The following is a 25,666-nucleotide window of genomic DNA, read 5'->3' on the forward strand; positions in this document are numbered from 1 at the left end:
AAATTTGCGGGAATAATAATAATAATAAAGAAATTATGGAGCAAAAAACAGAAAATGACATTTCATACCTAATTAGAGGAGCTATTTTTAAAGTCTATAATGAATTGGGACCAGGTTTATTAGAATCTGTATATGAAACTATTTTAATGTATGAATTAAAGAAACAAGGATTATCAGTTAAAAAACAAGTCCCATTACCAGTATTTTATGATGGTATAGAATTAGAAATTGGCTTCAGGTTAGATTTGTTAGTCAATAATAAAGTAATAATAGAAATAAAATCGATTGAAAATTTAGCAAAAGTACATCATAAGCAAGTTTTAACTTATTTAAAAATTTCGGAATTAAAGCTAGGTATTTTAGTGAATTTTAATGTGGATGACATAACAAAAGGAATATTCAGAAAAGTAAACGGATTATAACAATAAAAAATCTGCGGTAATCTTTTAGATCTGCGGAAGATAAATAATGAAAAGATTCATAGGCTTCATAAAAAAAGAATTCTACCATATTTTTAGAGATAAACGTTCGTTGTTTATTCTCTTCGGAATGCCAATAGCACAAATTATGCTATTTGGTTTTGCGATTACTAATGAGATTAATAATGTAGAGATTGCAGTTTTAGACCATTCTAAAGATGCAACAACAACAGAAATTATTAATAAAATTTCAGCTTCAAAATACTTTAGTATCAGTCAATTTATTAATAAAGAATCAGATATTGAAACTATTTTCAAAAAAGGAAAAGTAAAAGCGGTTTTAAATTTCGAAAAAGGATTTAGCAAAAATTTAATTAAAGATCACAAAGCAACTATCCAGATTATTACAGATGCTACAGATCCTAATACTGCAAATACAGTAAGTAACTATGTCAACGCTATTCTTCAACAATATCAAAAAGAACTGAATAAAGACATCGCCATCACCTATCAAATTGTACCACAAACCAGAATGGTTTACAACCCAGAATTAAAAAGTGTGTACATGTTTGTTCCCGGTGTAATGACTATTATTTTAATGTTAGTTTCAGCTATGATGACTTCGATTTCTATTACTAGAGAAAAAGAATTAGGGACTATGGAAATCCTTTTAGTATCACCAATAAAACCAATTCAGGTTATTATTGGTAAAGTATTTCCTTATATTTTTCTATCCATTATAAATGCTACAGTTATTGTTTTACTAAGTATTTTCATCTTTAAAATGCCAGTTCAAGGAAGTCTCTTTTTATTAGGATTTGAAAGTGTTTTATTTATAATTACAGCATTAGCTTTAGGTATTTTAATATCAACAATTTCTGCTACACAACAAACAGCAATGATGATTTCTTTAATGGGACTTATGCTTCCAGTAATTTTATTGTCCGGCTTTATTTTTCCGATTTCAAGCATGCCCTTACCATTGCAAATTATTAGTAATATCATTCCTGCAAAGTGGTTTATTATCATCATAAAAGGCATTATGCTAAAAGGAGTAGGATTACAATATTTATGGAAAGAAACCTTGATTTTAATAGGGATGACTATTTTTTATATAGGATTAAGTGTGAAGAAATATAAAATTAGATTGGAATAATGAAAACAATTTTATACATCATACAGAAAGAGTTTAAGCAAATTTTCAGGAATAAAGGTATGCTTCCTATCATTTTTGTCTTGCCCATATTTCAACTTGTTATTTTATCTAATGCAGCTACTTTTGAAGTCAAAAACATCAAATTCGGTTATATTGATAACGACCACACAGCAACATCTAGAGCGTTAATTGAAAAATTTAATGCATCCACTTATTTTAATGTGTTAACAGATTTCCCTTCGGAAGTATTAGCCAGTGCTGCGATGTTAAAAGGAGAAGTGGATGTACTTTTAGAAATTCCACACTATTTTGAGCGTGATTTACAAAAAGAAAAACAGAATAGCTTAGGCGTGACTATAAACGCTATTGATGGAGCAGCAGCAGGTGTAGAAAATGTGTATGTCACACAAATTGTACAACGCTTTAATCAGAGTATAAAAGTAGATTTATTACAAGTTTCAGATAAACAAATACAACCAATAGCTATAGAGACTATTCCATTATTTTGGTATAATAAGACCTTAAATTACAAAACCTTTATGGTTCCTGGTATTCTAGTTTTACTAGTAACCATGATTACGCTCTTCCTTTCGGGAATGAATATTGTCCGCGAAAAAGAAATTGGTACTCTAGAACAAATTAATGTGACCCCAATTAAAAAAAGCCAGTTTATTATTGGGAAGCTTTTTCCATTTTGGGTGATAGGGATGGGGTTATTAACGGTCGGGTTAATTTTGGCTAAAGTTATTTTTAATATTCCGATGATTGGTAGTTTACCATTACTATATTTATATACCTCTATTTATATTTTAGTCATTTTAGGGATAGGTTTATTTATTTCCAATTTTACGGATACACAGCAACAAGCAATGTTTATTGCATGGTTTTTTACAGTTATTTTTATTTTAATGAGTGGCTTATTCACACCAATAGAGAGTATGCCAAAATGGGCGCAAACCCTTACCGAATTTAATCCAATACGTTATTTTGTAGAGGTGATGCGTATGGTTATGTTAAAGGGCTCTGGTTTTAAAGATATTCTTCCTCAGTTATTAAAAACAGCGATTTATGCTTTTGTAATGAATGCTTTAGCCGTTTGGAGTTATAAGAAGACAAATTAAGAGACTTGTGTAACAAAAGTTACTGTGTAGCGCCTATAATTACTCAATCTTTGTACTATTATTATTATTATTATTATTAAGGTGTTCTATTTGTCAGATATTCAAACTGATAGATTCTACTTCATAGCTTTAATTTTAAACTAAACTCACATTCTAAAACCATATAAAATGTCTAAAATTGTCATTTTAGGAGCAGGTATTTCTGGTCACGTTGCAGCAACTCATTTACGTAGAAAACTGCCAAAAAAACATGAAGTAATTGTAGTATCTCCTAACAGTAATTACCAATGGGTCCCTTCAAATATTTGGGTTGGAATTGGTAAAATGAAATCAGAAAAAATTTACTTTCCATTGGCACCTTTGTATAAAAAGAAAGGTATTGGATATAAACAAGCCAAGGCGATTTCTTTTTTTCCTGAGGGAGATAAAACGGAAGATAAACCATATGTTTTATCAGAATATGTGCATGGAGATAATAAAGGAACACAAGAAAAGATAACCTACGATTATTTAATTAATGCTACAGGTCCAAAATTAAACTTTGAAGCTACAGAGGGTTTATTACCAGGTAAAAACAAAGCGTATTCAGTGTGTACATTCTCTCATGCAGATCATGCTTGGGTAGGTTTGAAAGCATTAATTCAAGAAATGAAAGCGGGTAAAAAAGCTAAAATTCTAATCGGTACAGGTCATGCAAAATCGACTTGTCAAGGTGCTGCTTTTGAATATATTTTAAATGTTGAGCAAGAATTACGTAAGCATAACGTGCGTGACATGGCAGAAGTCACTTGGATTTCTAACGAATACCAACTAGGAGATTTTGGGATGGATGGTATGTTATTAAGTTATGGTAGTATGACCATGAAATCTCATGAAATGGTCGAAATGGTTTTTGAAGACAGAGACATCAAATGGATTCTTGGAGCAGGCGTAAACAAAATTGAAGACGGTACAGCACATTACGAAAATTTAGAAGGAGAATATAAAGTAGAAACTTATGATTTTGCAATGTTAATTCCTTCGTTTTCTGGTCATGGGTTTAAAGCCTATGATAAAAATGAAAACGATATCACAGAAAAGCTTTTTAAAGGTTTTATGATTGTAGATGCTGATTATACGCCAAAACCATATGAACAATGGTCCGTAAAAGATTGGCCAGAAACGTATCAAAATCCAAGTTATAAAAATATTTTTGCTCCAGGAATAGCCTTTGCACCACCACATGCCATTTCTAAACCAAGAACTAGTAAAAACGGAACCGTAATTGCTCCAGCGCCACCGCGTACTGGAATGCCATCAGGTATTACCGCAAAATTGGTTGCTGATAATATTATAGATTCTATAAAAAGTGGAAAAGAATCTTTAAATCATAAAGGCTCTATGGGAAATATGGGAGCAGCATGTATTGCTTCTGCTGGTTACGGGATGCTATCTGGAAGCGGAGTAAGCATTACAACGTATCCAATTGTACCAGATTATGAGAAATATCCAAAAACCCAAGGTAGACAACTTGGAAAAACCTTTGGGCAAATAGGTTTAGCAGGACATTGGTTAAAATTAGCATTGCATTATGCCTTTATCTATAAAGCAAAAATGCGCCCATTTTGGTGGTTGATTCCGGAATAAAAAAACGCCTAATTTTTAATTGATATGAATCGCTTATCCTGAAAGACCAAAGAGAGATTTAGGATATCATGAAAATTTTACAAGAATTTAATAATTATCAAAATGACCGAAAGAATATCAAAATATCAAAGATTTAAAATGATGAATCCCATCATTCAGTTTTTTAAATTCATTTATTTGAGTGTAAAAATAATGTTAGTGGTCGCTGGAGGACATGGAGGTACAAGAAGCTAAACAGAAAGAGAGTTGAATAATTTTAAACAGCTGCTGATGTTATAATATGCACACCCATAGCAATCATTTCAGTTTTAATAGCTTCAAAAGCTTCTAGATCTAAGGGTTTTGCGGCATTTTCAATAAAATAGCATTCAAACCCTTCTTTAACAGCATCACGCACAGAAAAGTAAACGCAAATATCCGAAGCTAAACCACAAAAATACAGTTGTGTAGCTCCTTTTTCTTTTAAATAACTAGTTAATCCAGTCGATTTTAAATGGTTGTTGTCAAAAAAGGCGCTATAACTATCAATATTAATATCGGTACCTTTTCTAAAAATAGCCTCGTATTTTGTGGTGTCTAGTTCAGAGTGCAATTCGGCACCTTTACTGCCTTGTACGCAATGCTCAGGCCATAAGGTTTGCATTTGTCCTCGCCACTCAATACTATCAAAATCAGATTTTCCTTCTTGATTTACAGCAAAACTAGAATGTGCTTTTGGGTGCCAATCTTGTGTGGCTACAATCAAGTCGAATTTATCTTGTATGCTATTTATTATAGGTACAATGGTATCGCCATCAGGAACAGGAAGTGCGCCTCCAGGCATAAAATCGTTTTGCACATCAATGACTAAAAGTGTTTTCATGGTTTGACTATTTTAATATAATAGGCTAGAGCTTTTAAAACGCGGTTTAAATTTAACTTTTATGCTTGTTAATTAGTTCATTTCGTTCCTTTTTAAGTTGAGTACTCAAACCAACTTTATAGGTATGCGGATTTTGAAAACGCTTATATTCATTAGGAAGTTGGGCCAAACGGGATTGCGAATATTCTGCAATTTCAGTAACCGTTCTTACAGGTACCATACGCTTACCATGCTCCATGACTAACTCTAATAGCGGTTCTTTTTTTAGTGCACTAATATCTATCTGTTTAGTAATATCAAAAGGGTGTTCCATTTGGTCAATTTCACCTTCAGAATACATAGCAACAGCATCTGCACCATAAAATTGCCCATCCGCATCAATTATGCGATATACTTGCTTTTTAAACGGTAGCGATACTTTTATGATGTTTTCAGAGAGCTTAATTCTTGGGTCACCATTATATTCAGATAATTTATAAACACCATCTAACGCAGCATCTGGTCGTCCTGTAACCAAATTAGTTCCTACGCCAAAAACATCAATTGGTGCTTGTTGTTCTTTTAAACTTTTGATAACAAATTCGTCTAACTGATTCGACACTACAATTTTTACATAACTCAAATCAGCAGCGTCTAAAACGGCTCTTGCTTTTTTAGATAAATAGGCTAAATCGCCACTATCTAATCGGATTCCGAATAATTTCTCACCTTTTTCTTCCATTTCTTTGGCAACTGTAATCGCATTTGGAAGTCCTAATTTTAGAGTGTTATAAGTGTCAATTAAAAGCACACAGTTTTTAGGTCTTACTTGTGCAAAATCACGAAAAGCATCTATTTCATTATCATAACTCTGTATAAACGAATGTGCCATTGTTCCGGTAGATGCGATGTTATAATCTTCTGCAGCTTTCACATTACTAGTACTATCAAAACCACCAATAGCAGCAGCTCTAGACGCATAATAACCACCTGTAGCATGGGCACGACGTAATCCCATATCTAACAAAATAGCATCTTTAGCGCTATAGCGTATTCTGCTCGCTTTGGTTGCAATTAGGGTTTGAAAATTTAAAATATTAAGCAAAAGGGTTTCTATAATTTGTGCTTCAATAATATTAGCTTCAACTTGTAAAATAGGACGATTAGGAAAAACAATATCCCCTTCTTTACTAGACCGAATACTACCTTTAAAGCTAAAGTTTTTCAAATACTCTAAAAACTCGTTTTCAAATCCTTTTTGTTTTAAATATGAAATATCAGACTCTGAAAATTTAAGCGACTCCAATATATCTAAAACATCCTCTAATCCAGTAAATATCGCATACCCATTATCAAAAGGATTACGACGGTAATAATAATCAAACACCGCTTTACCGTTTGGTTTGGTCACAAAATAGACTTGCGCCATTGTAATTTGATATAGATCCGTATATGCAGCAGTAATGTCCATAAATTTATAAGTTTAGTTTACTAAGATATTTAAAATTTGAAAAACTTAAGGTCTCAATTTTTAAAGAAATTAATAGAATTTAATATTTTATTTAGTCCAAATTAATTCCCTTTCACACGTTGCCAAAGTTCTGATAATAGCTTTTTACCGTCATTAGAATTTTTTGGAGCTTCAATAAATGAAACCTTACCAGAAGGATCAACTTCTAACTTGTATTTAAAAACAAAGTTTTCTGATTTGGGTTTTAAACTCAATAATCCAAAACGTAAATCGTTAAAATAAAGGGTGTTTTCTGTTTTAGTAATGGTGTACCAACCTTCTGTAATGGCAATCATTTTCTTGACACTTTTATCCTCAACAAGACTACCTAGTAAGTCGTGGTTTTTTGGATAGCTTTCAAAAGTGATGGGTTGGCTATCAAAAAAGGAATAATTCCCCAATAAATAAGCATCATCAGTTTGCACGTTAGCACTCCAAAGTATCGTGTTTAATGGCGATGGTCTTGTGTCAATATCCAAATAAGCAATATTTTGTTTTTTTAAAGCAGATTCGAATTTTGTGTAAGCTGCCCATTTTAAAAGTAGTGTAATGGCTAAGTACGATGTACTTATTATTAATCCCATTTTGTTATAAAAGCGACGTTTGGGAGTCGTCCGTTTTTGACGCATTGCCAAAATCAAGAATATCAGAAAAGGGACTGTGTACAATGGATCAACTACAAATATGTTTTTAAAAGCTAATCGTAAATCAAAAGGCCAAAACAGTTGCGTTCCCCAAGTGGTGTGAGCATCTAATATAGGATGGGTTACAAATGCTAAAAAAAATAGCCAAGTCCAGTTTTTAAAGTTTTTATAGGTTTCGTACCGTGTGACAATCCATGCGAAAATAGGCGCAAAAAGCACAGAAAACACAATAGAATGTGTAAACCCGCGATGCACATAAAGCGCAGTGACATTGTCCGTAAAAAAGGAGGCTAAGACATCTAAATCAGGAATAGTTCCTGCAATAGCACCATAAAGCATGGCCTTGTTTCCAACTTTTCTACCTAAAACAGCTTCTCCTACAGCTGCTCCTAATACTATTTGTGTTAATGAATCCATATAGCATGCAAAAGTAAGGGATACCAATTTATTTATAACAAGACTTCGGTTTTATGTTGCTTTTTGCTCGCTTAATAAAAGGTAATTGTTAGCGTTTTTTTTTTGTTCTGTTTTTAGTAATTATTTAATAAACAGAGTTTTATATGATAATTATCAGTGTGTGTGCTTTTTGTTTATTCTAAATTTAGAGCTGTTACTGCTATTTTGATTGCGATTACTTTTCTTAAGTAACCTATGTTACTGACTAAAGTAAATTCCTGAACTATTTTTGTACTGTAAATTAATAATTAATGAAAAAACACATATATATAGCCGCGTTACTTTTTGTTTTCAGTATATCTGTTAAAGCACAAGATTTGGTGCCCATAGCAAAATCTGATGTTTTGTCTAAAGTATCAGAACGTAACACTAGTATAAAAATTTCTGAAGAGGACTTTAAACAAGCCAGAGCAGATTATAGACAAACCAATGCGGTGTTTTTACCAAACATTACAGCAAGTCACACTGCAATGGCGACAACTAATCCATTGATGGCTTTTGGTTCTAAATTAAATCAGGAGATTTTAACGCAAAACGATTTTAATCCGGCATTGCTAAACGATCCCTCTCAGATTGAAAACTATGCCACCAAGTTCGAAATTCAGCAACCATTAATAAATTTAGATGGTATTTACCAACGTAAAGCAGCTAAATCTAAAATGGAAGCGATGTCTTTAAAGACAGAACGCACACAGGATTATTTAGCTTTTGAAGTAGATAAAGCCTACATGCAGTTACAATTAGCTTACAAAGCAGTAAGTGTTTTAGAGAAAGCTTTGGACGCAGCAAATGCTAATAAGAAGCTAGCTGACGATAGCTTTAAACAAGGGTATTTGCAACGTGCAGATGTGTTGAATGTTGAAGTCCGTGTCACTGAGGTTCAAAACCAGTTACAAACCGCTAAAAGTAATGTGCAAAATGCGTCTAATTATTTGTCTTTTTTAATGAATGATGATACTTATGTTGTGTACATGCCTAGTGACGATTTAACCATTGGCACATTTACAATGGAAGACAAAGCAGTGTCTGAAAACAGATCGGATATTAAAGCCATGCAATTGGCCTCAAACGCTTATGAAGCGATGAATAAAGCTGATAAAATGGCGTTTTTACCACGTTTAAATGCGTTTGGGAGTTATGAGCTGTATGACGATAACATTTTTCAAGGCGGTTCTAATGGATACTTATTCGGAGCACAATTAAGTTGGGATATATTTCAAGGCTCTAAACGTATTGGAAAAGCGCAAAAAAGTAAATCGGAATTCGAAAAATCTAAATTAGAATACAAGCAATATGTGTCTAAAAGTAATTTAGAATTAAATAAAGCGAAACGCGCCTTTATAGATGCTGACAATAAGTTAAAATTAACAACTTTAGCATTACAACAATCTGAAGAATCTTTAAGAATTAGAACCAACAGATTTAAAGAAGGTTTAGAAAAAACGTCTGATTTATTACTAGCCGAAACGCAATATGCACAAAAACAATTGGAGTACTACCAAACCATTTTTGAATACAATTACACACAAGCATACTTACAATTTTTAACTAAAGAATAAAAAAGATACAAGAATATAGAACCAAGAATCAAGATTGATTTCCGAGTTTTTAATTATAAAAATGTCACACTGAGCTTGTCTAAGTGTCTTAAATAAAAAATAATAACCATGAAAAACATATATACAATCCTAACACTGTCTGTAGCGCTATTAGTAGCAAGTTGTGGAAGCGAAGACAAAAAACCTGTTGTAGATAATACACCAGCAATTAACGTAAAAACTAGTCAAGTAGCAGCAAACAGTAATAGTCCTTTTTTATCTGTAAGCGGAAAAATTCAAGCGACAAATAGTGCAGATTTAAGTACTAGAATGATGGGGTACGTTAATAAAGTATATGTAAACGTGGGAGACAAAGTCCGTAAAGGACAATTATTAGTGTCTATTAATAATAGCGATTTACAAGCCAAAAGAGCTCAAGTAAATGCTGGAATAACTGAAGCTAATGCTGCTTTAAGCAATGCTCAAAAAGATTACAACCGTTTTAAAAACTTATTTGCAGACAAAAGTGCGTCTCAAAAAGAGATGGATGATATGACTGCTAATTACGAAATGGCAAAAGCTAGAGTAGAAGGGGCTAATCAAATGAAAAACGAAATTAACGCACAGTTTGCTTACAGTAATATTACTGCGCCTTTTAGCGGAACAGTAACTAGTAAAACTGTAGAAGCTGGTAATATGGCAAATCCTGGTGTACCACTAATAAGTATTGAAACACCTGGAAATTTTGAAGTTATGGCAATGGTGCCTGAAACTGAAATTTCTGAGATTAAATCAGGAACTACAGTGGATGTTTTAGTAAAATCCATAAATAAAACGTTGAAAGGAAAAGTAAAAGAGGTCAGCACTTCAGCTAAAAATACAGGAGGGCAATATTTAGTGAAAATAGATTTAGATAAAACAGAAGCTAATATTTTATCAGGGATGTTTACAACAGTTCAATTTCCTGTGGAAAGAAAAGCCACGTCATCTATGGTCTTAATTCCGAAGGATGCTATTATAACTAATGGGCAATTATCTGGTGTCTATACCGTAAGCCAAAGTAATACCGCATTATTACGTTGGTTACGTTTAGGCAGAACTTTTGGAGATCAAGTAGAAGTGTTATCTGGTTTAAATGCAGACGAAGCATACATTGTTTCTGCTGAAGGAAAACTGTTTAATGGCGCAAAAATTACAATTCAATAACTAATAAGTTGCGTTAAGGATAGAAACGACATCCTTTTTTACTTAATAAATAAGCTGTCATTACGAGGAGTGCAACGACGTGGTAATCTCCCAATCGATTAAGAGATTGCCACAGTAAATAAAAAAAACACTCAGTAATGACAGGTGAAAAAGATACAGTGTATAGCCTGTTAAAACGCCCAAAATATAAATATTTCCATTGTCATGGGAATAATAAAAAGTAATAATTATGAAAGAAGGAATCGCAGGTAAAATTGCCAAAGTCTTTATGCAATCGAAGCTTACAGTGCTTTTGATGATTGTATTTATGGTGGTTGGCGTGTACAGTTCGTTTTTAATTCCGCGTGAAGAAGAACCGCAAATTGATGTGCCTATGGCAGACATTTTTGTGGGGTATCCAGGAGCAAGTCCTACGGAAGTGGAGTCGCGCGTGATTAAGCCTTTAGAGCAATTAATTTCGAATATTAAAGGTGTGGAGTATGTTTATTCTACATCCATGAAAGAGCAAGGAATGGTCATCGTACAGTTTTATGTTGGCGAAGATATAGAGCGTTCTTTCGTTAAATTATACAACGAAATTAACAAGCACATGGATCAAATGCCTGCTGGTGTCACGTTTCCGTTAGTAAAAACGCGTGCGATTGACGATGTGCCTATGTTGGGATTAACACTGTGGAGTGAAAATTATGACGATTACCAGTTAAACCAAATGGCTCAAGAATTGGAAGCCGAAATTAAGAAGATAAACGATGTGGCAATCACGCATAAAATTGGAGGTCGTGACCGTCAATTACGTGTGGTTTTAGATAAGGATAAATTAGCTGCAAGTGGCTTAGATTTCTTGTCTGTTTCGGAAATGATTAAAGCAAATAACAGTCAATTAAGTGCAGGTAGTTTTGATAAAAGTGATACGGAGTTTTTGGTAAATACAGGTGCTTTTTTAGCTTCGGTTACTGATGTTGAAAATTTGGTGGTTGGCGTGCAACAAAATCAGCCTATTTATTTAAAACAAGTGGCTACAATTATTGATGGACCAGAAGTGCCACAAAATTATGTGAGTTTAGGTTACGGAAAAGGAAGTGTGAAATCGGCGGATTATAAGTCAGAATATCCCGCGGTAACCATTTCGGTGGCAAAACGCAAAGGAGCAGATGCGATGAAAATTTCTGAGGTCATTATTGACAAAGTCGATCATTTACGTAGCACGTTAATTCCGGATGATGTACATGTTGAGGTTACCAGGAATTACGGTGAAACAGCGTCGCATAAAGTATCAGAATTACTATGGCACCTTATTGGGTCTATCTTTGCGGTAACGCTAGTGGTTATGTTAGCCATGGGATGGCGTGGAGGATTGGTGGTATTTTTATCGGTTCCCATTACATTTGCTTTGACATTATTGAGTTATTATATGATGGATTACACGCTAAACAGAATTACATTATTTGCATTAGTGTTTGTAACGGGAATTGTGGTCGACGACTCCATTATTATTGCAGAGAATATGCACAGGCATTTTAAAATGAAACGTTTACCGTTTAAAGAGGCTGCTTTGTATGCGATTAATGAAGTTGGTAATCCAACTATTTTAGCAACATTTACCGTAATAGCGTCTGTTTTACCTATGGCTTTTGTGTCTGGATTAATGGGGCCATATATGGCGCCAATGCCAATAGGAGCGTCTATTGCCATGATACTATCCTTATTTGTAGCGTTAACAATCACTCCATATTTAGGATATATTTTTCTAAGAGAAAAAGATAAAAAAGGAGCAGAGGATAAACCAGAACAGCCTGTTGAAGACACGTATATTTATAAGATTTATAACAAGTTTGAACGCCCATTATTAGAAAGTAAATCAAAACGTTGGTTGTTTTTAGGGTTGACTTTTATAGTATTAATGGCAACTATGGTCTTGTTTTTTACAAAATCGGTTGCTGTAAAAATGTTGCCATTTGATAACAAAAATGAATTCCAAGTGGTTATTGATATGCCTGAAGGCACAACATTAGAACGTACAGGCGTTGTCGCGCAAGAAGTGTCGCAATACTTGTCAACACGACCAGAAGTGGTTAATTATCAAAATTACGTTGGTACCTCTGCGCCAATTACGTTTAACGGATTGGTACGTCATTACGATTTACGTGGTGGATCTAATATGGCTGATATCCAAGTGAATTTAATTGATAAAGGCGAACGTGATATTCAAAGTCACGGAATAGCTAAATTAATGCGTCCAGACATACAGAAGATAGCAGCAAAATATAATGCCAATATTAAATTGGTAGAAGTGCCACCAGGACCTCCTGTATTATCAACGATTGTTGCAGAAGTTTATGGGCCTGATTATAACGAGCAAATTAAAATCGCCAATGGCGTTCAAAATATCTTAAAAAACACAGCTGATGTGGTAGATATTGATTGGATGGTAGAAGCGGATCAAACCGAATATCAATTTGATATAAACAAGGAAAAAGCCATGTTGTATGGTGTTGCTCCACAGCAAATAGCGTACACCATGAATATGGCATTGTCTAACAGAGCCATCACGAATTTGTATGACGAAGATGCGGTGACTCAAGTTGGTTTGGTATTGGCTTTAGATGAAAAAGAGAAATCTACAATTACTGATATTTCGCAATTAAAAGTAAAATCGAAACAAGGGCATATGGTGCCTATTGCAGATTTGGTAACGATTACCGAAACGATAGCTGCAAAAAGTATACATCGTAAAAACCAAAAACGAGTGGTTTATGTAATGGCGGATATGGCTGGAGATTTAGAGAGTCCTGCGTATGCCATTCTTGGAATGGAAGAAAAGTTAAAAGAGATTCCGTTACCACAAGGCTACGAGTTAAACGAGATGTATTTAGGTCAGCCAGATTTTGAAGATAATTATACTGTAAAATGGGATGGCGAGTGGCAAATAACATTAGAGGTATTTAGAGATTTAGGGATTGCCTTTTTAGGCGCTATTATCTTAATATACATCTTAATTGTTGGTTGGTTTCAAAACTTTAAAGCGCCAATCGTTATGATGGTTGCTATACCATTATCGTTAATCGGAATTATTTTAGGACACTGGATTATGGGTGCGTTTTTTACAGCGACTTCTTTTATTGGGATGATTGCTTTAGCAGGAATTATGGTTCGGAATTCGGTATTACTGATTGACTTTATAAATATAAGAACTGCGGAAGGTGTGCCACTTAAACAAGCGTGTATTGAAGCGGGAGCAGTGCGTACAACTCCAATTTTATTAACCGCAGGGACAGTTGTTATTGGCGCATTTGTGATTTTGTTTGATCCTATTTTTCAAGGGTTAGCAATTTCGTTAATGGGAGGGACTATTGTGTCTACCGTATTGACGTTGTTGGTTGTGCCATTGGTTTATTATATGATAGAGAAGAAGAATTATAAATAGTGGGTAACTGTGTTGTGTATGATGAGATTCTGAAACAAGTTCAGAATGACGTGTGGTTTGTAGATAAGATTAGGTAAGAAGAGTTGTGAATAATGTAATTCTGAAACGCGTTCAGAATGACGTGAGGTTGGTAAATAATGTTGGGAAGCTTTGTTGTGTATGATGAGGTTCTGAAACTAGTTTAGAATGACGTGTGGTTGTAAATGATGTTGGGTAACTGTGTTGTGTATGATGAGGTTCTGAAACGCGTTCAGCATGACGTGCGGTGGTAAATGGTGTTGGAAGCGGTGTTGTGTATGATGGGATTCTGAAACGAGTTCAGAATGACGTGTGGATGTAAATGATGTTGGGATTCTGTGTTGTGAATAATGTGATTCTGAAACGCGTTCAGAATGACGTGTGGTTGGTAAATGATGTTGGAAGCGGTGTTGTGTATGATGGGATTCTGAAACGAGTTCAGAATGACGTGTGGATGTAAATGATGTTGGGATTCTGTGTTGTGTATGATGAGATTCTGAAACAAGTTCAGAATGACGTACGGTTTGTAGATAAGATTAGGTAAGAAGAGTTGTGTATGATGAGATTCTGAAACAAGTTCAGAATGACGTGTGGTTGGTAAATGATATTGGGGAACTATGTTGTGTATGATGAGATTCTGAAACAAGTTCAGAATGACGTGCGGTTTGTAGATAAGATTAGGTGAGAAGAGTTGTGAATAATGTGATTCTGAAACAAGTTCAGAATGACGTGTGATTGGTCAATGATGTTGGGAAGCGGTGTTGTGTATGATGGGATTCTGAAACGAGTTCAGAATGACGTGTGGATGTAAATGATGTTGGGATTCTGTGTTGTGAATAATGTGATTCTGAAACGCGTTCAGAATGACGTGTGGTGGTAAATGATGTTGGGTAACTGTGTTCTAAATAATGTGATTCTGAAACAAGTTCAGAATGACGTACGGTTTGTAGATAAGATTAGGTAAGAAGAGTTGTGAATAATGTGATTCTGAAACAAGTTTAGAATTGCGTGAATATTAAGTTTTAAATTTTAAAAAATAATAAAAATGTTGAATACATATTTTAGAGTAATTGTTGGTGTAATGGTATTGTTAAGTGTGGTGCTTTCGGTTTATGTTAGTCCAAAATGGATGTGGTTTACAGTATTTATAGGTGTAAACTTAATACAGTCTGCATTTACAAAATGGTGTTTATTAGAAACAATATTAGTAAAGTTAGGTGTGAGGAAAGAGGGCGCAGGTTGTAGCGTTAAATAACATTCGTTTTATTCCTATAAAATTGGTGTTGTAAAAGTCCATAAATTGATTTGTAGCATGTATTTTTGCGCAAATTTAATTTATGGATTTTTTATTTGAACCTTGGCATTGGTTTGTTTCAGGATTTTTAATAGCCTGTACAATGCTATTCTTATTATTAATGGGGAAAAAGTTTGGTATGTCATCAAACTTAAGAACTTTTTGTGCTGCTTGTGGTGCCGGAAAAGTCAATTCGTTTTTTAAATTTGATTGGAAATCGGATGTGTGGAATGTATTAGTCGTGATAGGAGCAATGCTTGGTGGGTTTATAGCATCACATTATTTGTCATCTGCAGATATGCCTGCTATTAGTGATGCTACAAAAGCATCGTTGTCTAGTATAAATATTTCGACTGAAAACCAATACTTACCTGTCGAGTTATTTTCTATTTCCGCTTTAAGCGATATAAAAACCATTATAATTTTAGTTGTTGGTGGTATTTTAGTTGGTTTTGGCGCACGATATGCTGGCGGTTGTACTTCGGGTCACGCCATTTCTGGTTTAAGTAATTTACAACTTCCGTCTTTAATTGCTGTTATTGGCTTTTTTATTGGTGGATTGGTTATGGTTCATTTATTATTCCCTTTAATTTTTTAATATGAAAAAACTACTCTTTATTTTTATAGGACTTTGTTTTGGGATTATCATGTATAAATCGGAGGCATCATCATGGTTTCGAATTTATGAAATGTTCCGTTTTGAAGCGTTTCACATGTATGGTATTATAGGTACCGCTTTAGCGTTTGGTATTTTGTTTGTTCAAATTATAAAAAGGTATAAGGTCAAATCGTTTGATGGTCATCCAATTATAATTGCACCAAAGGAAAAATCGTTTTCTAGATACTTACTTGGAGGTATTATTTTTGGGCTTGGTTGGGCTTTAGTTGGTGCATGTCCAGGACCAATATTTGTACTTATTGGTGCGGGTTATCTACCTGTTATTATTGTGTTTTTATCTGCAGCCTTAGGGACCTTTTTATATGGTGTTTTAAAGGATAAATTACCTCATTAATTGGTGTCTTGCTTTTTTTTATAATGCCTTCCATACCATAATAAAGTACCTGTTACAGAAAGGCTTGCGGTTAATAAGCTGCTTATAAAAGCGATTATTTTACCAATAATACCACCAATGGCTCCGATGTGTATATCATAATTCATTCGGATTAATTTATCAGCAAATTTGGCGTTTTTGTACTTGCCGTAAATACTAGGTGTTTCAATTTCTTGAAGTGTGTTTTGATCGAAAAAACGAAAATCAGCATCATAATGTAAGCCTTTACTATTTCCGACTTCCACGTAGATACTTGTTGTGTCAGATTCAGGGTAATGTAATTCGAAACTGTCTGCTTCTGGATTTTCTTTTTTTAACAAAGGAATCAATCTATCTATTGGCAGTATAGCGCTAGTATTGGTTTGTAAAGCACTTTTATTCTCAGGAATGTTAAAAAACACCGATTTTTCTCCACCTGTAGACTTATATGTAATGTACATTAACCAATTATAAGACATTAAAGAACCTGTAAAGGCAATAATTAAAGCTAAAGAGCAGATATAGAAACCAATAACGGTGTGTAAATCGAAGTTTTTACGTTTCCAAAGGGTTGTTTTTTCCAGTCAAACGTTATGCGTTGTTTTAGATTTTTACGTTTTTTGGGAAGCCATAAAATAAAGCCAGAAATTATAATTATAATAAACAGTAAAATAGAAACGCCAACAACTTGCTCTCCAATAGATTTAGGTAACCATAAACGCATGTGACCTTTTAAGATAAAAGCAAAAAAAACAGTCATGTGATTATCAACTTGGATAATAGCGCCAGAATTCTAGTCTCTAAATAATCAACACCAACTAATAATTTGTTTTGTAATGTTCCAATTTTAAAGTCTCCAGTAAAGTTTTGTTGTAAGTTGAAAGTCTTTGTTTTAGCATCAGTATCTTGTACAAAGATATCAAAATAGGGATTAGCCACAGGAGCAGTAGGATGTGACCAATCGGCAGAATTCCATAAATACGTATAATATCCATTAGATTTGGCAATACCACCGGCTAATATGGATTGAGAAGACCAATTATCTGAAATTTTATAAGCAATTTTGCCTCAATAATTTTGTATTAAATTCTCTATACTAACAGCGTTACTTGTTAACGATTTATCATAAGTATAGTTCAATTAGTCTAGCGTATTAAAAGCTAAAGGGGCAGACCTATTTAAGAATAAAAAAGGTTGATTGGTCTGCTCGTTTGAAGAAGCTTCATAAGCAAAGTTGACTGTTAAATTATTGTTTGCTTTATACGAGATAGACGGTGCAATAAAAACAGATTTTTTAAAACCAGCATCTTGAAAACTATCTTCTCCTTGATATCCTGTGTTTAAACGCAATGACAATTTTTTAAAATCTTTATCTGTCACATTGACGTCTGCATTAAATTGCGTAAATCCATAAGACCCGCCAGTTAAAGCAATAGCGCCTCCTGTGCCTTGATATGGTTTTTTAGTCACTATATTAATCAGGCCACCATAAGAGCTGACTGTGCTTCCAAATAGAGTAGCAGAAGGCCCTTTGATAACTTCGACACGCTCGACATTAGAAGCGTTTATGAAACCGTTTGTAATACCAGGAACGCCATTTATCGTCCATAAATTGAAAGTCCTAACTTTTAGTTACTAGTCTTCTTAATAAAAAAAATACGTAGTTCTACGTATTGTAAGACTACTTTATAAGTTGTAGTTTAGCTTTTTAAAACCGAAATCAGGAACAAAACTTCCTCATATCCCGTAATATTTAGGGGATATGTGGAACAAAAGTCACCATATAACTAGTTGTGCAACATTTGGCTAAAAAACGAAAATCACCTCTAAATTGAACATAAGGACACGAAATATTGGATTGGAAAAACGAAACGAAAACGGACTTTTCAATGAATCACAATTGTTGCGGAGACTGACATTTATCTTAATATTTTCGATTTCACTAATTTCTTGTAAAAATGTAAAAACCGAATCGAGCTGCGAATTTGATTTCTTTGAGAACTCTAGTGGAATGAAATTCCCAGAAAGTGTTGAAATAATTGATTGTGAAGATGACCTTGAAGGACTAATATGGCTTCACTTAAGATTTGACAAAAAATCTGCATCTGAATTCATTGCGCAAAACGGAATGCACCAATATTCTAATAAAATAGAAAACGAACTTTTTAAATTATCTGGTTCAGAAGATGACCAACTAATTGAAAGCGTGTCAACCTATATAAATGAAAATGTTGAACCGATTAACAAAAATCAAAATACATATTTAAAGACTGTTCAAACGGAACATCAATTTGTTATTTATATTATTAATAAAGATAGCGGATATTTCTGGGGACAAATAGGATATCCCGATTGGAGCGGAGATTAAAAACGTTGCACAACACCGTATATAATTAATGGCTGGTTTTAGCTTGCTTACGAAAATCTTTACAGATTTTCTATTCCGTTTTTATTTGCTAAATTAGGTGCTGAAACACGCCACTAATCATATACAAACACGTTGTGCGTCAGCTTTGAAAAACACCAGAGAATGAGATTTAAACTTGGAATTTTAGCATTATTATTTTCATTTAATTGCTTTGCTCATAAGGACAAAGTAATTGGAAAAACATATGGCAATGTGAAAATCTATATGAAAACAGGATTTGATTATGCTGATATTGAAAAAATTAAAATAGTTGGTCAATTATCGGAAAAGCTATCAGACCGATTACACTATAAAGACACAATATTTATTGAATATGTTCAAGATTATACTGACAATTATACTGATGACCTTTATATTTTAGAATACAATAATTCAAATTATAAAATAGCTACTGGAATAAAATCTGAATATACAATTGAATCGAACAATAATGGATTATCTGTCAGAATTTATGCTGACCGAATTAATATTGTCGACGTTTTAAAATTTGTCGAATTTTCAATAATTAATAAAGAAAAAACAAATTCGTTTTTGACTAAAAAATCTATTGGATTTAATGTTTATGAAGACCAAGAATTACTTGAACCATTAATCTCAATTGCAACAAACGATAAAATAATTAAACAAATTATCTCATCCAAATCGGAAATAATAGATAACATAATTACGAATAAAATTTTAGTAAATAGTCAAGAACCTTATGGAATGGAAATCTATTGGCAGAATGATAAATTCATATTTGAATACAACCATATCCAGAAAAACAAACAAGAATTTGTCTTTGAGATAAAAGACTATTACTACCATTTGTATGTGAATGTGAATGATGTTTTAATTTTCGTTGACAAAAATTCATTCTACTTTTTGGATGGAATTGATGATAAGCCGAAAAAGCTCATTAATATTGATATTGGTGGTTATGCACCAATTAGAACAATGGATTTTGGAGATAAGATATTATTTCAAAGTTACAGAAATCAGAGTAATATAAATATTTTCGTAAAAGAAACGAATAAAGTCATATCGGAATTTGAGTAACGAAACAGCCGAACGCACAACACCGTATATAATTTATTGCTGGCTTCTCGCCTACTTACGAAAGTCCTCGCGGACTTTCTTGGTTGGTAATTATTTACTAAATTAGTTACTTGAAACACGCAACAAACCATATACAACAACGTTATGCCCAATTATGACTCGTCCTGAAATAAGGCTACATAATTTTAAACATTATGTATAAAAATGACAAAGTAATTAGACGTTACAGCGAACCTTTTAAATTAAAAATATTAACAGAACTTAGTAGTGGCAAGCATACAAAGAGTGAGCTTTGTAAAATCTATTCTATAGCCCCTACTACAGTCAATGTATGGATCAAAAAATACAATCGTACAGACTTAATGAACACCAGAATAAAAGTGGAAACCAAAGACGAGATATCTAGAATTAAAACGCTTCAAAAAGAAATTGAACAGTTAAAAAAACTACTATTAAAAAAAGATCTAGATGCTATGGTACAAGACTCTTATCTAGAAGTAGCAGCTGAAGACTTAGGCTACAAATCTGTCAATGAGTTAAAAAAAAAAATAAGTATAAAGCCTTAATCATAGCTAAAGAGAAATCTAAAGGATCTGCTTCTTTAACTACTATCGCTAATTGTTTTCATCTTAAACGTGATGCGTATTACAAATACAAATCTAGAGCTGATAACCGCTTAAGACGCGAACAACAAATTATAGATATCGTTAGAAAAAGACGCAAGATCCTTCCTAGAGAGGGCGTGAGAAAACTTGTAAAATCATTAGATGTAGATTTTAATAAAGATAATATTATAGTCGGTAGAGACTCCTTATTTAATGTCCTTAGAAAACACCAAATGCTAACACTTAGAAAGAAAACTAGTGCCAGAACAACCAATTCTTATCATCGTTTTTATAAGTATAATAACATTATAAAAGACATGGAAGTTACTAGAGCAAATCAGGTTTGGGTGAGTGACATAACCTATATTAGAACCGTAAAAGGGTTTTGTTACTTGGCTTTAATAACTGATATGCATTCAAGGAAAATAGTAGGTTACGATCTTAGTGATAGCTTAGAATTAAAAGGATGTGTGAGAGCGCTTAATAAGGCCATTTATCAAGCTAAAAACATTAAACAACTTATCCATCATTCGGATAGAGGAATACAGTACTGTAGCAATGTATACACACAAATACTCAAAAGAAAAAAGATAGATATTAGTATGACCGAAGAAAATCATTGTTACGAAAATGCAATGGCAGAACGTGTAAATGGAATTTTAAAAGATGAATTTTATTTAGACCAAACCTTTGATAACGTTAGTCACGCTAAGAGAGCTGCAAAAAATGCAATTAATTTATACAACGAAATAAGATTACATTTATCTTTAGACTATAAAACACCAAATATGGTATATAAATTATCAGCTTAATTCAATTTTAACCTGTAGCCATATTTCAGGACAAGACATTAAAAAAATGCGAAATCCAACACGTAGAAATAGAAATATTGGAACAGCCAAACAAGGTTATAGCCAAGACAATAAATTAGTTGTTCCATATCCAGCTGTTGAAATGAAATCATTTTATGAAAGATTGGACGAATATAAAGTTGTTGAAAGAGTTATAAATAATCATAAATTCAAATTCGTAGTTGAAAAAACAAGAGAGAATTCATTTCACGCTTGTACGATTGACGATATAGAAATTATTTTATCTAAAATCCCAAAAGAAGATTATGGAAATTTAGAATTAATAATTTTTAGACAACCTACTCGAAAAGAGGAAAACTTAAAATCTGTATGGGGAAGATTAATTTATTCTTATGAATTTGAAAACGAATATTTTCCAGCAGTTATAATCGAGGCTGTCGATTTAAAAAGGAATTTTAAATGGAGTAAAAAATTAAGTATTGAATCTCAGAAAGAACTGGAAAGGCTTAAAGAAGATGGACACAAAATAGTAATGGGAAAACGTTACTTTGAAGCAGAATACAAACTTGAAAATATTAGAGCAACACAACTTTATAGAACATTACCTCACGAATTTGGACATTTTACTCACTACCTGAATGTAGTTATGAAACCTGAACAAGAAGATGAAGAATATGATGCTTGGGAAAAACGTTGGGATTTTTATCACAGTTTACCAAGTTCAGAAAAGGAGAATTTTGCTCATAATTATGCTGACAAGTTAAAAAGTAAATTAGAGACTGAAAACATAATACCATTTGAAAGAATAATAGATTTGGAAAAAATTAAAAAAGATAGACTTGAAATATCTGACTTTAAATAAAACTGGGCATAACAATGTATAAAAAACATAGGGCAATTGTGTAAACTCCAAAGGTTCGTGTTTATTTATGAAGTCCGCCAAATATAAAATTTGACGTTTTCAACATAAAAAATAAAAGTAAAATATTATATTTGACTAAGTGTCAAACCTGAAATGTAGTGCATTTTAACCGCCCTACGTTCCTTATACTAAACGTTATGTAACATTAGAAAAAAATGATAGTTACGCCTTCAAAAGAGAGAATTATAATTGAAAATTTTATCGAATATTCATTTGAGAATGAAGATTACGATTTTATTCCTGATTTTGATATATTCAAAAAACTGAATTCGACTGACCAATATTTTCTCGCTGAAAATTATAACTGGGATGACGGAATCGAAGTTCTGAATTGGATAATAAATAGTCCGAAATGTGACAAAGGAACCGCAACATTAATCTTTTGGAAAGCAGAACCGAGAGATTATGCGGAATTTGATATTGAGAATGTTGGAGAAAGCGAAAAAGAAATTTTTGATTTACTTCAAAACATAATATCAAAAATTAAAAATCGCGAATTCAAAAAGAGTCGATTTGAATTTATTCCATCTGAACTTGAAGTTTCAGAATATTCAAGTGAATTTGAAATTTGGAATCTACCTCAAGAATTACTAAACGGAAATAAAGGAATTTTACCAATTAGTTTAAGTAGAATAAAGTCAATAATTTGGAATTATCAAAGGAAAAGAAAATTGGGAAAACGAGAAAAACGGAAAGCGGAAAGAAAAAACGTTACATAACACCGGTAACCGTTGCACAACCCCTTAAAAAAGCATAAAAACAGCTTAAAATCTTTGATTTTAAGCTGTTTTTAATTTTAATATGCCATACTTTCTCTAAAATGCAAGTGGCTTAAAACATAGTATTCGAAGGCTTATTAGGTGGTTTTTGGTGCTTTTAATAAAAGCAAGTAGTCCTGCTATACTTTCTGGTAAGTTTTTCATATATTTTAAATACTTTTTAAGATTATAGGCTGTTGCGGATAGATGCATACATTTATTAGCTTGTTTAATCCCAAGGGTATTCACTTTTCCCATGCCTAAAAACTGGGTTAATGTACCAAATACAGGCTCTACCGTGCTTTGTCGTTTTCCTTTCATATAGCTTCCTTTTTTACTGTCAACTCGTGCTATATTCCGTAGGTATTCTGCGCGGTAATACGTTACGGAAAATGACTTTTCTTGTGCCGTTTTGCTTAAACAAGCGCTTCGTATTGGGCAATCTATACAAAGTTTTTTTGAACCTCTATAGGCCTTCTTTTTGGTGTTGTTCTTCTTTTCGTAAAACACCTTTTTAAAGGGAATAATTTTCCCTTGAGGGCAGGTGTAGTGGTCTTCTTTTTCATTATAAATAAATTCATCTGGCCCTCCTTTAAAGGTGCCGTGTGGCGGAATGTAACTGGTAATATCCTGCTTTTCTAAAAAAGCATAATTCTCGCCACTACTGTAACCAGTATCCGCGAGACAGGTGTCTATGGTAAGACCAGATTGCCATAAGCGTCGTTTTACACGCAATACAATATCTGGTAAATGCTGACTGTCTTTGCCATCGGCATGATAGGCCTTGATATCACTTATTACATGATGTGCGGCATCTACCGTGAGTTGACTTGAATAGTTTAGCTTTCTTGCTTTTCCTGGTTTTACACTTATGCGAGCATCGGGATCGGTTGGACTATAATGCGTTTTATTACTCGTATAACGTGAGCCTTTATTTCCTGCTCCAGGACGATGGTTTTGATCTTTTGACCATTTTTTGTTTCGGCTTTTTATCGCTTGTAATTCCTGACGGCTTGCTGATAATTCTTGTTGCAATTTTGGGGCTTTATTAACTTTGGCTGATCGAAGTGGCACTGCTTTATCTCTATTGCTTATATGTCGTAAGGCGCGTAAATGAGCCTCTAAATCTTCCTCTGGTACTTTAAGCTCTAAACTATCCATCGAAGCGTTTGCTTTTACAGGTGCGGCGTCGATAACTTGGGTATGACCACTTACCATATGCATGTCTACGCACATTTTGAAAACATGAGTAAATAGATTTTCAAAAACTGACTCTGGGTACAGTTGATGTGTTCTACTTAACGTAGAATGCCATGGTAATTCTTCATCGATATCATAGCCAAGAAAATACAGAATATCCAGTCGAAGACTACAATGTAACACCAATTTTCTATCGCTGGTGATATTCTCTAAATAACCAACTAAACAGAATTTGAAAAACACCACGGGATCTAAACTTTTTTGTCCACAGTTTCCGTAATAGATTTTTGTTTGATTCCGTAGAAATTCTAAGTCTAAAATTTCTGATAATCGTCTATAAAAATTGTCTTGGGGAACCCGACGACTCAACTGGAAATTGTTGAATAATTTCTCTTGATATATTTTTGTGCCTTGCATTATTAAATATACGAAATTTCTATATCTTTAACAACACGTTGTGCAACAGGCACACCGTATATAATTTATTGCTGGCTTCTCGCCTATTTACGAAAGTCCTCGCGGACTTTCTTGGTCGGTAATTATTTACTAAATTAGTTGCTTGAAACACGCAACAAACCATATACATAAACGTTAGCAAAAAGCAAAAAAAACAATCGAATGAAAATAAAATTTAAGAAAAAAAGACTTTATATAAATTTAATACTCGGACTTGTTTGGATAGGACTTGGCATATTCAGTCTATTAGAAGATGAAAGTTTAAGATGGACTGATTATGGTTATTTGCTTGCAGGTATTTTATATCTTGGACATTATTTATATGATTTAAACAATCAGTATCTGACAATCGAAAACGGAACTATTCGAAAAAATGCATTATACGGATTTAGAAAAAAAATTGAACTAAACGACATAAATTCTATTAAAAAATTCGCTGGAGATTATACTCTAAAAACAGAAACAAAAGAATTGAAAATTAATACGGAATTTATTGACGAAAAATCTCTTGTGGAATTTAATGAAATATTGAAAAAATTGAATTTACCTGAGGGAAAAAATGCCGTTTGCTAATCGAGTAGACGGCTCCGACTAAAATAGCCGGAGTGCGCCTCTCACACCACCGTACATACGGGTCTCGTATACGGCGGTTCGTAAATCATCACGCCAAAGCTCTTTTCACCCTTGACACTATCTTCTAATTTAGGCATAGGCTACCACTAGTGCTCCTATGCGAATTTTGAAGAGAATTACGTTCAGTCCTTCCTTACTTGTGAGACCTTCTGAGGTATTGCCTCAACTCGTTTCCTGTAAGTACTATGACTTCTGCTGACTTCTCCATATAGTCAACTCGTAACTTTGGAGACCTCCCCAGGTAATGGCATCCTCTTTCACTCAATCACTGCCGTATCTACATAGTTACCCTTTTGTTACTGTTTGGGCGTTACAATGATGTGCTTGCTTACCCGAATAACTATGCCTCTGTATACGATTTCTGTTCGTCAGTACCGAGTTTTGTAGTCTCGCTTCCTTCAGATGTAACCTCGCGATTACCACCCTTGCGACTTACTAATGCTTCAAGACGTTACTCCTGCGCATAAGGGACTTGCACCCTCTAGATTAATTATTTACCTTTCCGTAAATTAAAAGATGCCCATGCTGGG

At 33.5% G+C, this 25,666-nt stretch carries 25 protein-coding genes and 1 pseudogene; 17 read left to right on the top strand and 9 right to left on the bottom strand.

The window, feature by feature from the left end:
* Positions 1 to 35 precede the first annotated feature (35 nt).
* From E9099_RS14205 to E9099_RS14220, 4 genes are all read left to right on the top strand, one after another.
* Positions 36 to 422: a GxxExxY protein gene (locus E9099_RS14205; RefSeq protein WP_136584203.1), complete on the top strand. Its 387-nt coding sequence runs from the start codon at positions 36 to 38 to the stop codon at positions 420 to 422.
* Between the two features lie 46 nt (positions 423 to 468).
* Positions 469 to 1,575, top strand: coding sequence for an ABC transporter permease (locus E9099_RS14210; protein WP_136584204.1), 1,107 nt, complete (start codon positions 469 to 471; stop codon positions 1,573 to 1,575).
* Positions 1,575 to 2,696: an ABC transporter permease gene (locus E9099_RS14215; RefSeq protein WP_136584205.1), complete on the top strand. Its 1,122-nt coding sequence runs from the start codon at positions 1,575 to 1,577 to the stop codon at positions 2,694 to 2,696. Before E9099_RS14210 ends, E9099_RS14215 begins: the two co-directional genes overlap by 1 nt.
* A 168-nt stretch (positions 2,697 to 2,864) precedes the next feature.
* Positions 2,865 to 4,322, top strand: a complete 1,458-nt coding sequence (locus E9099_RS14220; protein WP_136584206.1) for an NAD(P)/FAD-dependent oxidoreductase — start codon at positions 2,865 to 2,867, stop codon at positions 4,320 to 4,322.
* A gap of 256 nt (positions 4,323 to 4,578) precedes the next feature.
* Here E9099_RS14220 and pncA read toward each other — a convergent pair whose 3' ends face one another.
* The 3 genes from pncA to E9099_RS14235 all read right to left on the bottom strand — a co-directional run bounded on the left by pncA (position 4,579) and on the right by E9099_RS14235 (position 7,734).
* Entirely contained in the window at positions 4,579 to 5,184 is a 606-nt protein-coding gene (pncA, locus tag E9099_RS14225; protein WP_136584207.1) for a bifunctional nicotinamidase/pyrazinamidase, read from the bottom strand.
* A 52-nt stretch (positions 5,185 to 5,236) separates the two neighbouring features.
* On the bottom strand, positions 5,237 to 6,634 hold the full coding sequence (locus E9099_RS14230) for a nicotinate phosphoribosyltransferase (protein ID WP_136584208.1): 1,398 nt from the start codon (positions 6,632 to 6,634) through the stop codon (positions 5,237 to 5,239).
* 101 nt (positions 6,635 to 6,735) lie between these two features.
* Positions 6,736 to 7,734, bottom strand: a complete 999-nt coding sequence (locus E9099_RS14235; protein ID WP_136584209.1) for a metal-dependent hydrolase — start codon at positions 7,732 to 7,734, stop codon at positions 6,736 to 6,738.
* A 290-nt stretch (positions 7,735 to 8,024) separates the two neighbouring features.
* Between E9099_RS14235 and E9099_RS14240 the strand changes: the two genes are divergently transcribed.
* The 6 genes from E9099_RS14240 (at position 8,025) to E9099_RS14265 (ending at position 16,266) form a co-directional block, all read left to right on the top strand.
* Positions 8,025 to 9,332 (top strand): TolC family protein, encoded by a 1,308-nt coding sequence (locus E9099_RS14240; protein ID WP_136584210.1) that lies wholly within the window; start codon positions 8,025 to 8,027, stop codon positions 9,330 to 9,332.
* Between the two features lie 108 nt (positions 9,333 to 9,440).
* Positions 9,441 to 10,517 (top strand): efflux RND transporter periplasmic adaptor subunit, encoded by a 1,077-nt coding sequence (locus tag E9099_RS14245; protein ID WP_136584211.1) that lies wholly within the window; start codon positions 9,441 to 9,443, stop codon positions 10,515 to 10,517.
* Positions 10,518 to 10,746: 229 nt separating this feature from the next.
* Complete coding sequence (locus E9099_RS14250) at positions 10,747 to 13,941, top strand: efflux RND transporter permease subunit (RefSeq protein WP_136584212.1); 3,195 nt, start codon at positions 10,747 to 10,749, stop codon at positions 13,939 to 13,941.
* Between the two features lie 1,063 nt (positions 13,942 to 15,004).
* A complete protein-coding gene (locus E9099_RS14255; RefSeq protein ID WP_090838743.1) occupies positions 15,005 to 15,214 on the top strand; it encodes a DUF2892 domain-containing protein in 210 nt (69 codons plus the stop codon).
* Positions 15,215 to 15,296: 82 nt separating this feature from the next.
* Positions 15,297 to 15,851 carry a YeeE/YedE family protein gene (locus tag E9099_RS14260; RefSeq protein ID WP_136584213.1) on the top strand — a complete coding sequence of 185 codons (555 nt, stop codon included), beginning with the start codon at positions 15,297 to 15,299 and terminating at the stop codon, positions 15,849 to 15,851.
* Between the two features lies 1 nt (position 15,852).
* Positions 15,853 to 16,266: a DUF6691 family protein gene (locus E9099_RS14265; RefSeq protein WP_136584214.1), complete on the top strand. Its 414-nt coding sequence runs from the start codon at positions 15,853 to 15,855 to the stop codon at positions 16,264 to 16,266.
* Here E9099_RS14265 and E9099_RS14270 read toward each other — a convergent pair.
* The 5 genes and pseudogenes from E9099_RS14270 to E9099_RS19765 all read right to left on the bottom strand — a co-directional run.
* The gene (locus tag E9099_RS14270; protein ID WP_317130657.1) at positions 16,263 to 16,868 is read right to left on the bottom strand and encodes a PepSY-associated TM helix domain-containing protein; all 606 of its coding nucleotides are present in this window, start codon (positions 16,866 to 16,868) and stop codon (positions 16,263 to 16,265) included. The two genes, E9099_RS14265 and E9099_RS14270, sit on opposite strands and share 4 nt — an antisense overlap.
* Positions 16,793 to 17,044 carry a PepSY domain-containing protein gene (locus E9099_RS19620; RefSeq protein ID WP_262710408.1) on the bottom strand — a complete coding sequence of 84 codons (252 nt, stop codon included), beginning with the start codon at positions 17,042 to 17,044 and terminating at the stop codon, positions 16,793 to 16,795. Before E9099_RS19620 ends, E9099_RS14270 begins: the two co-directional genes overlap by 76 nt.
* Positions 17,041 to 17,223 carry a hypothetical protein gene (locus tag E9099_RS14275; RefSeq protein ID WP_136584215.1) on the bottom strand — a complete coding sequence of 61 codons (183 nt, stop codon included), beginning with the start codon at positions 17,221 to 17,223 and terminating at the stop codon, positions 17,041 to 17,043. The genes E9099_RS19620 and E9099_RS14275 overlap by 4 nt, the downstream gene beginning before the upstream one ends.
* Positions 17,224 to 17,424: 201 nt before the next feature.
* Positions 17,425 to 17,754: a hypothetical protein gene (locus tag E9099_RS14280; protein ID WP_240788903.1), complete on the bottom strand. Its 330-nt coding sequence runs from the start codon at positions 17,752 to 17,754 to the stop codon at positions 17,425 to 17,427.
* A 45-nt stretch (positions 17,755 to 17,799) separates the two neighbouring features.
* A pseudogene (locus E9099_RS19765) lies at positions 17,800 to 17,889 on the bottom strand (hypothetical protein); the annotation flags it as partial.
* A 406-nt stretch (positions 17,890 to 18,295) separates the two neighbouring features.
* Between E9099_RS19765 and E9099_RS14285 the strand changes: the two are divergent.
* The 6 genes from E9099_RS14285 (at position 18,296) to E9099_RS14310 (ending at position 22,808) form a co-directional block, all read left to right on the top strand.
* Positions 18,296 to 18,652: a hypothetical protein gene (locus tag E9099_RS14285; RefSeq protein ID WP_136584216.1), complete on the top strand. Its 357-nt coding sequence runs from the start codon at positions 18,296 to 18,298 to the stop codon at positions 18,650 to 18,652.
* Between the two features lie 252 nt (positions 18,653 to 18,904).
* A complete protein-coding gene (locus tag E9099_RS14290) occupies positions 18,905 to 19,750 on the top strand; it encodes a hypothetical protein (RefSeq protein ID WP_136584217.1) in 846 nt (281 codons plus the stop codon).
* 194 nt (positions 19,751 to 19,944) lie between these two features.
* Positions 19,945 to 20,316 (top strand): transposase, encoded by a 372-nt coding sequence (locus E9099_RS14295; protein WP_136582479.1) that lies wholly within the window; start codon positions 19,945 to 19,947, stop codon positions 20,314 to 20,316.
* 2 nt (positions 20,317 to 20,318) lie between these two features.
* Positions 20,319 to 21,167 (top strand): IS3 family transposase, encoded by an 849-nt coding sequence (locus tag E9099_RS14300; protein ID WP_262710433.1) that lies wholly within the window; start codon positions 20,319 to 20,321, stop codon positions 21,165 to 21,167.
* 46 nt (positions 21,168 to 21,213) lie between these two features.
* Entirely contained in the window at positions 21,214 to 22,029 is an 816-nt protein-coding gene (locus tag E9099_RS14305; RefSeq protein WP_136584218.1) for a hypothetical protein, read from the top strand.
* 215 nt (positions 22,030 to 22,244) lie between these two features.
* Positions 22,245 to 22,808 carry a DUF4274 domain-containing protein gene (locus E9099_RS14310; RefSeq protein WP_136584219.1) on the top strand — a complete coding sequence of 188 codons (564 nt, stop codon included), beginning with the start codon at positions 22,245 to 22,247 and terminating at the stop codon, positions 22,806 to 22,808.
* 96 nt (positions 22,809 to 22,904) lie between these two features.
* Here E9099_RS14310 and E9099_RS14315 read toward each other — a convergent pair whose 3' ends face one another.
* Positions 22,905 to 24,464: an IS1182 family transposase gene (locus E9099_RS14315; RefSeq protein ID WP_136581760.1), complete on the bottom strand. Its 1,560-nt coding sequence runs from the start codon at positions 24,462 to 24,464 to the stop codon at positions 22,905 to 22,907.
* 201 nt (positions 24,465 to 24,665) lie between these two features.
* Between E9099_RS14315 and E9099_RS14320 the strand changes: the two genes are divergently transcribed.
* Complete coding sequence (locus tag E9099_RS14320) at positions 24,666 to 25,076, top strand: hypothetical protein (RefSeq protein WP_136584220.1); 411 nt, start codon at positions 24,666 to 24,668, stop codon at positions 25,074 to 25,076.
* The last annotated feature ends 590 nt before the right edge of the window (positions 25,077 to 25,666 follow it).

Source organism: Psychroserpens sp. NJDZ02 (genome assembly GCF_004843725.1).
In the GTDB taxonomy this organism is placed as follows: domain Bacteria; phylum Bacteroidota; class Bacteroidia; order Flavobacteriales; family Flavobacteriaceae; genus Olleya.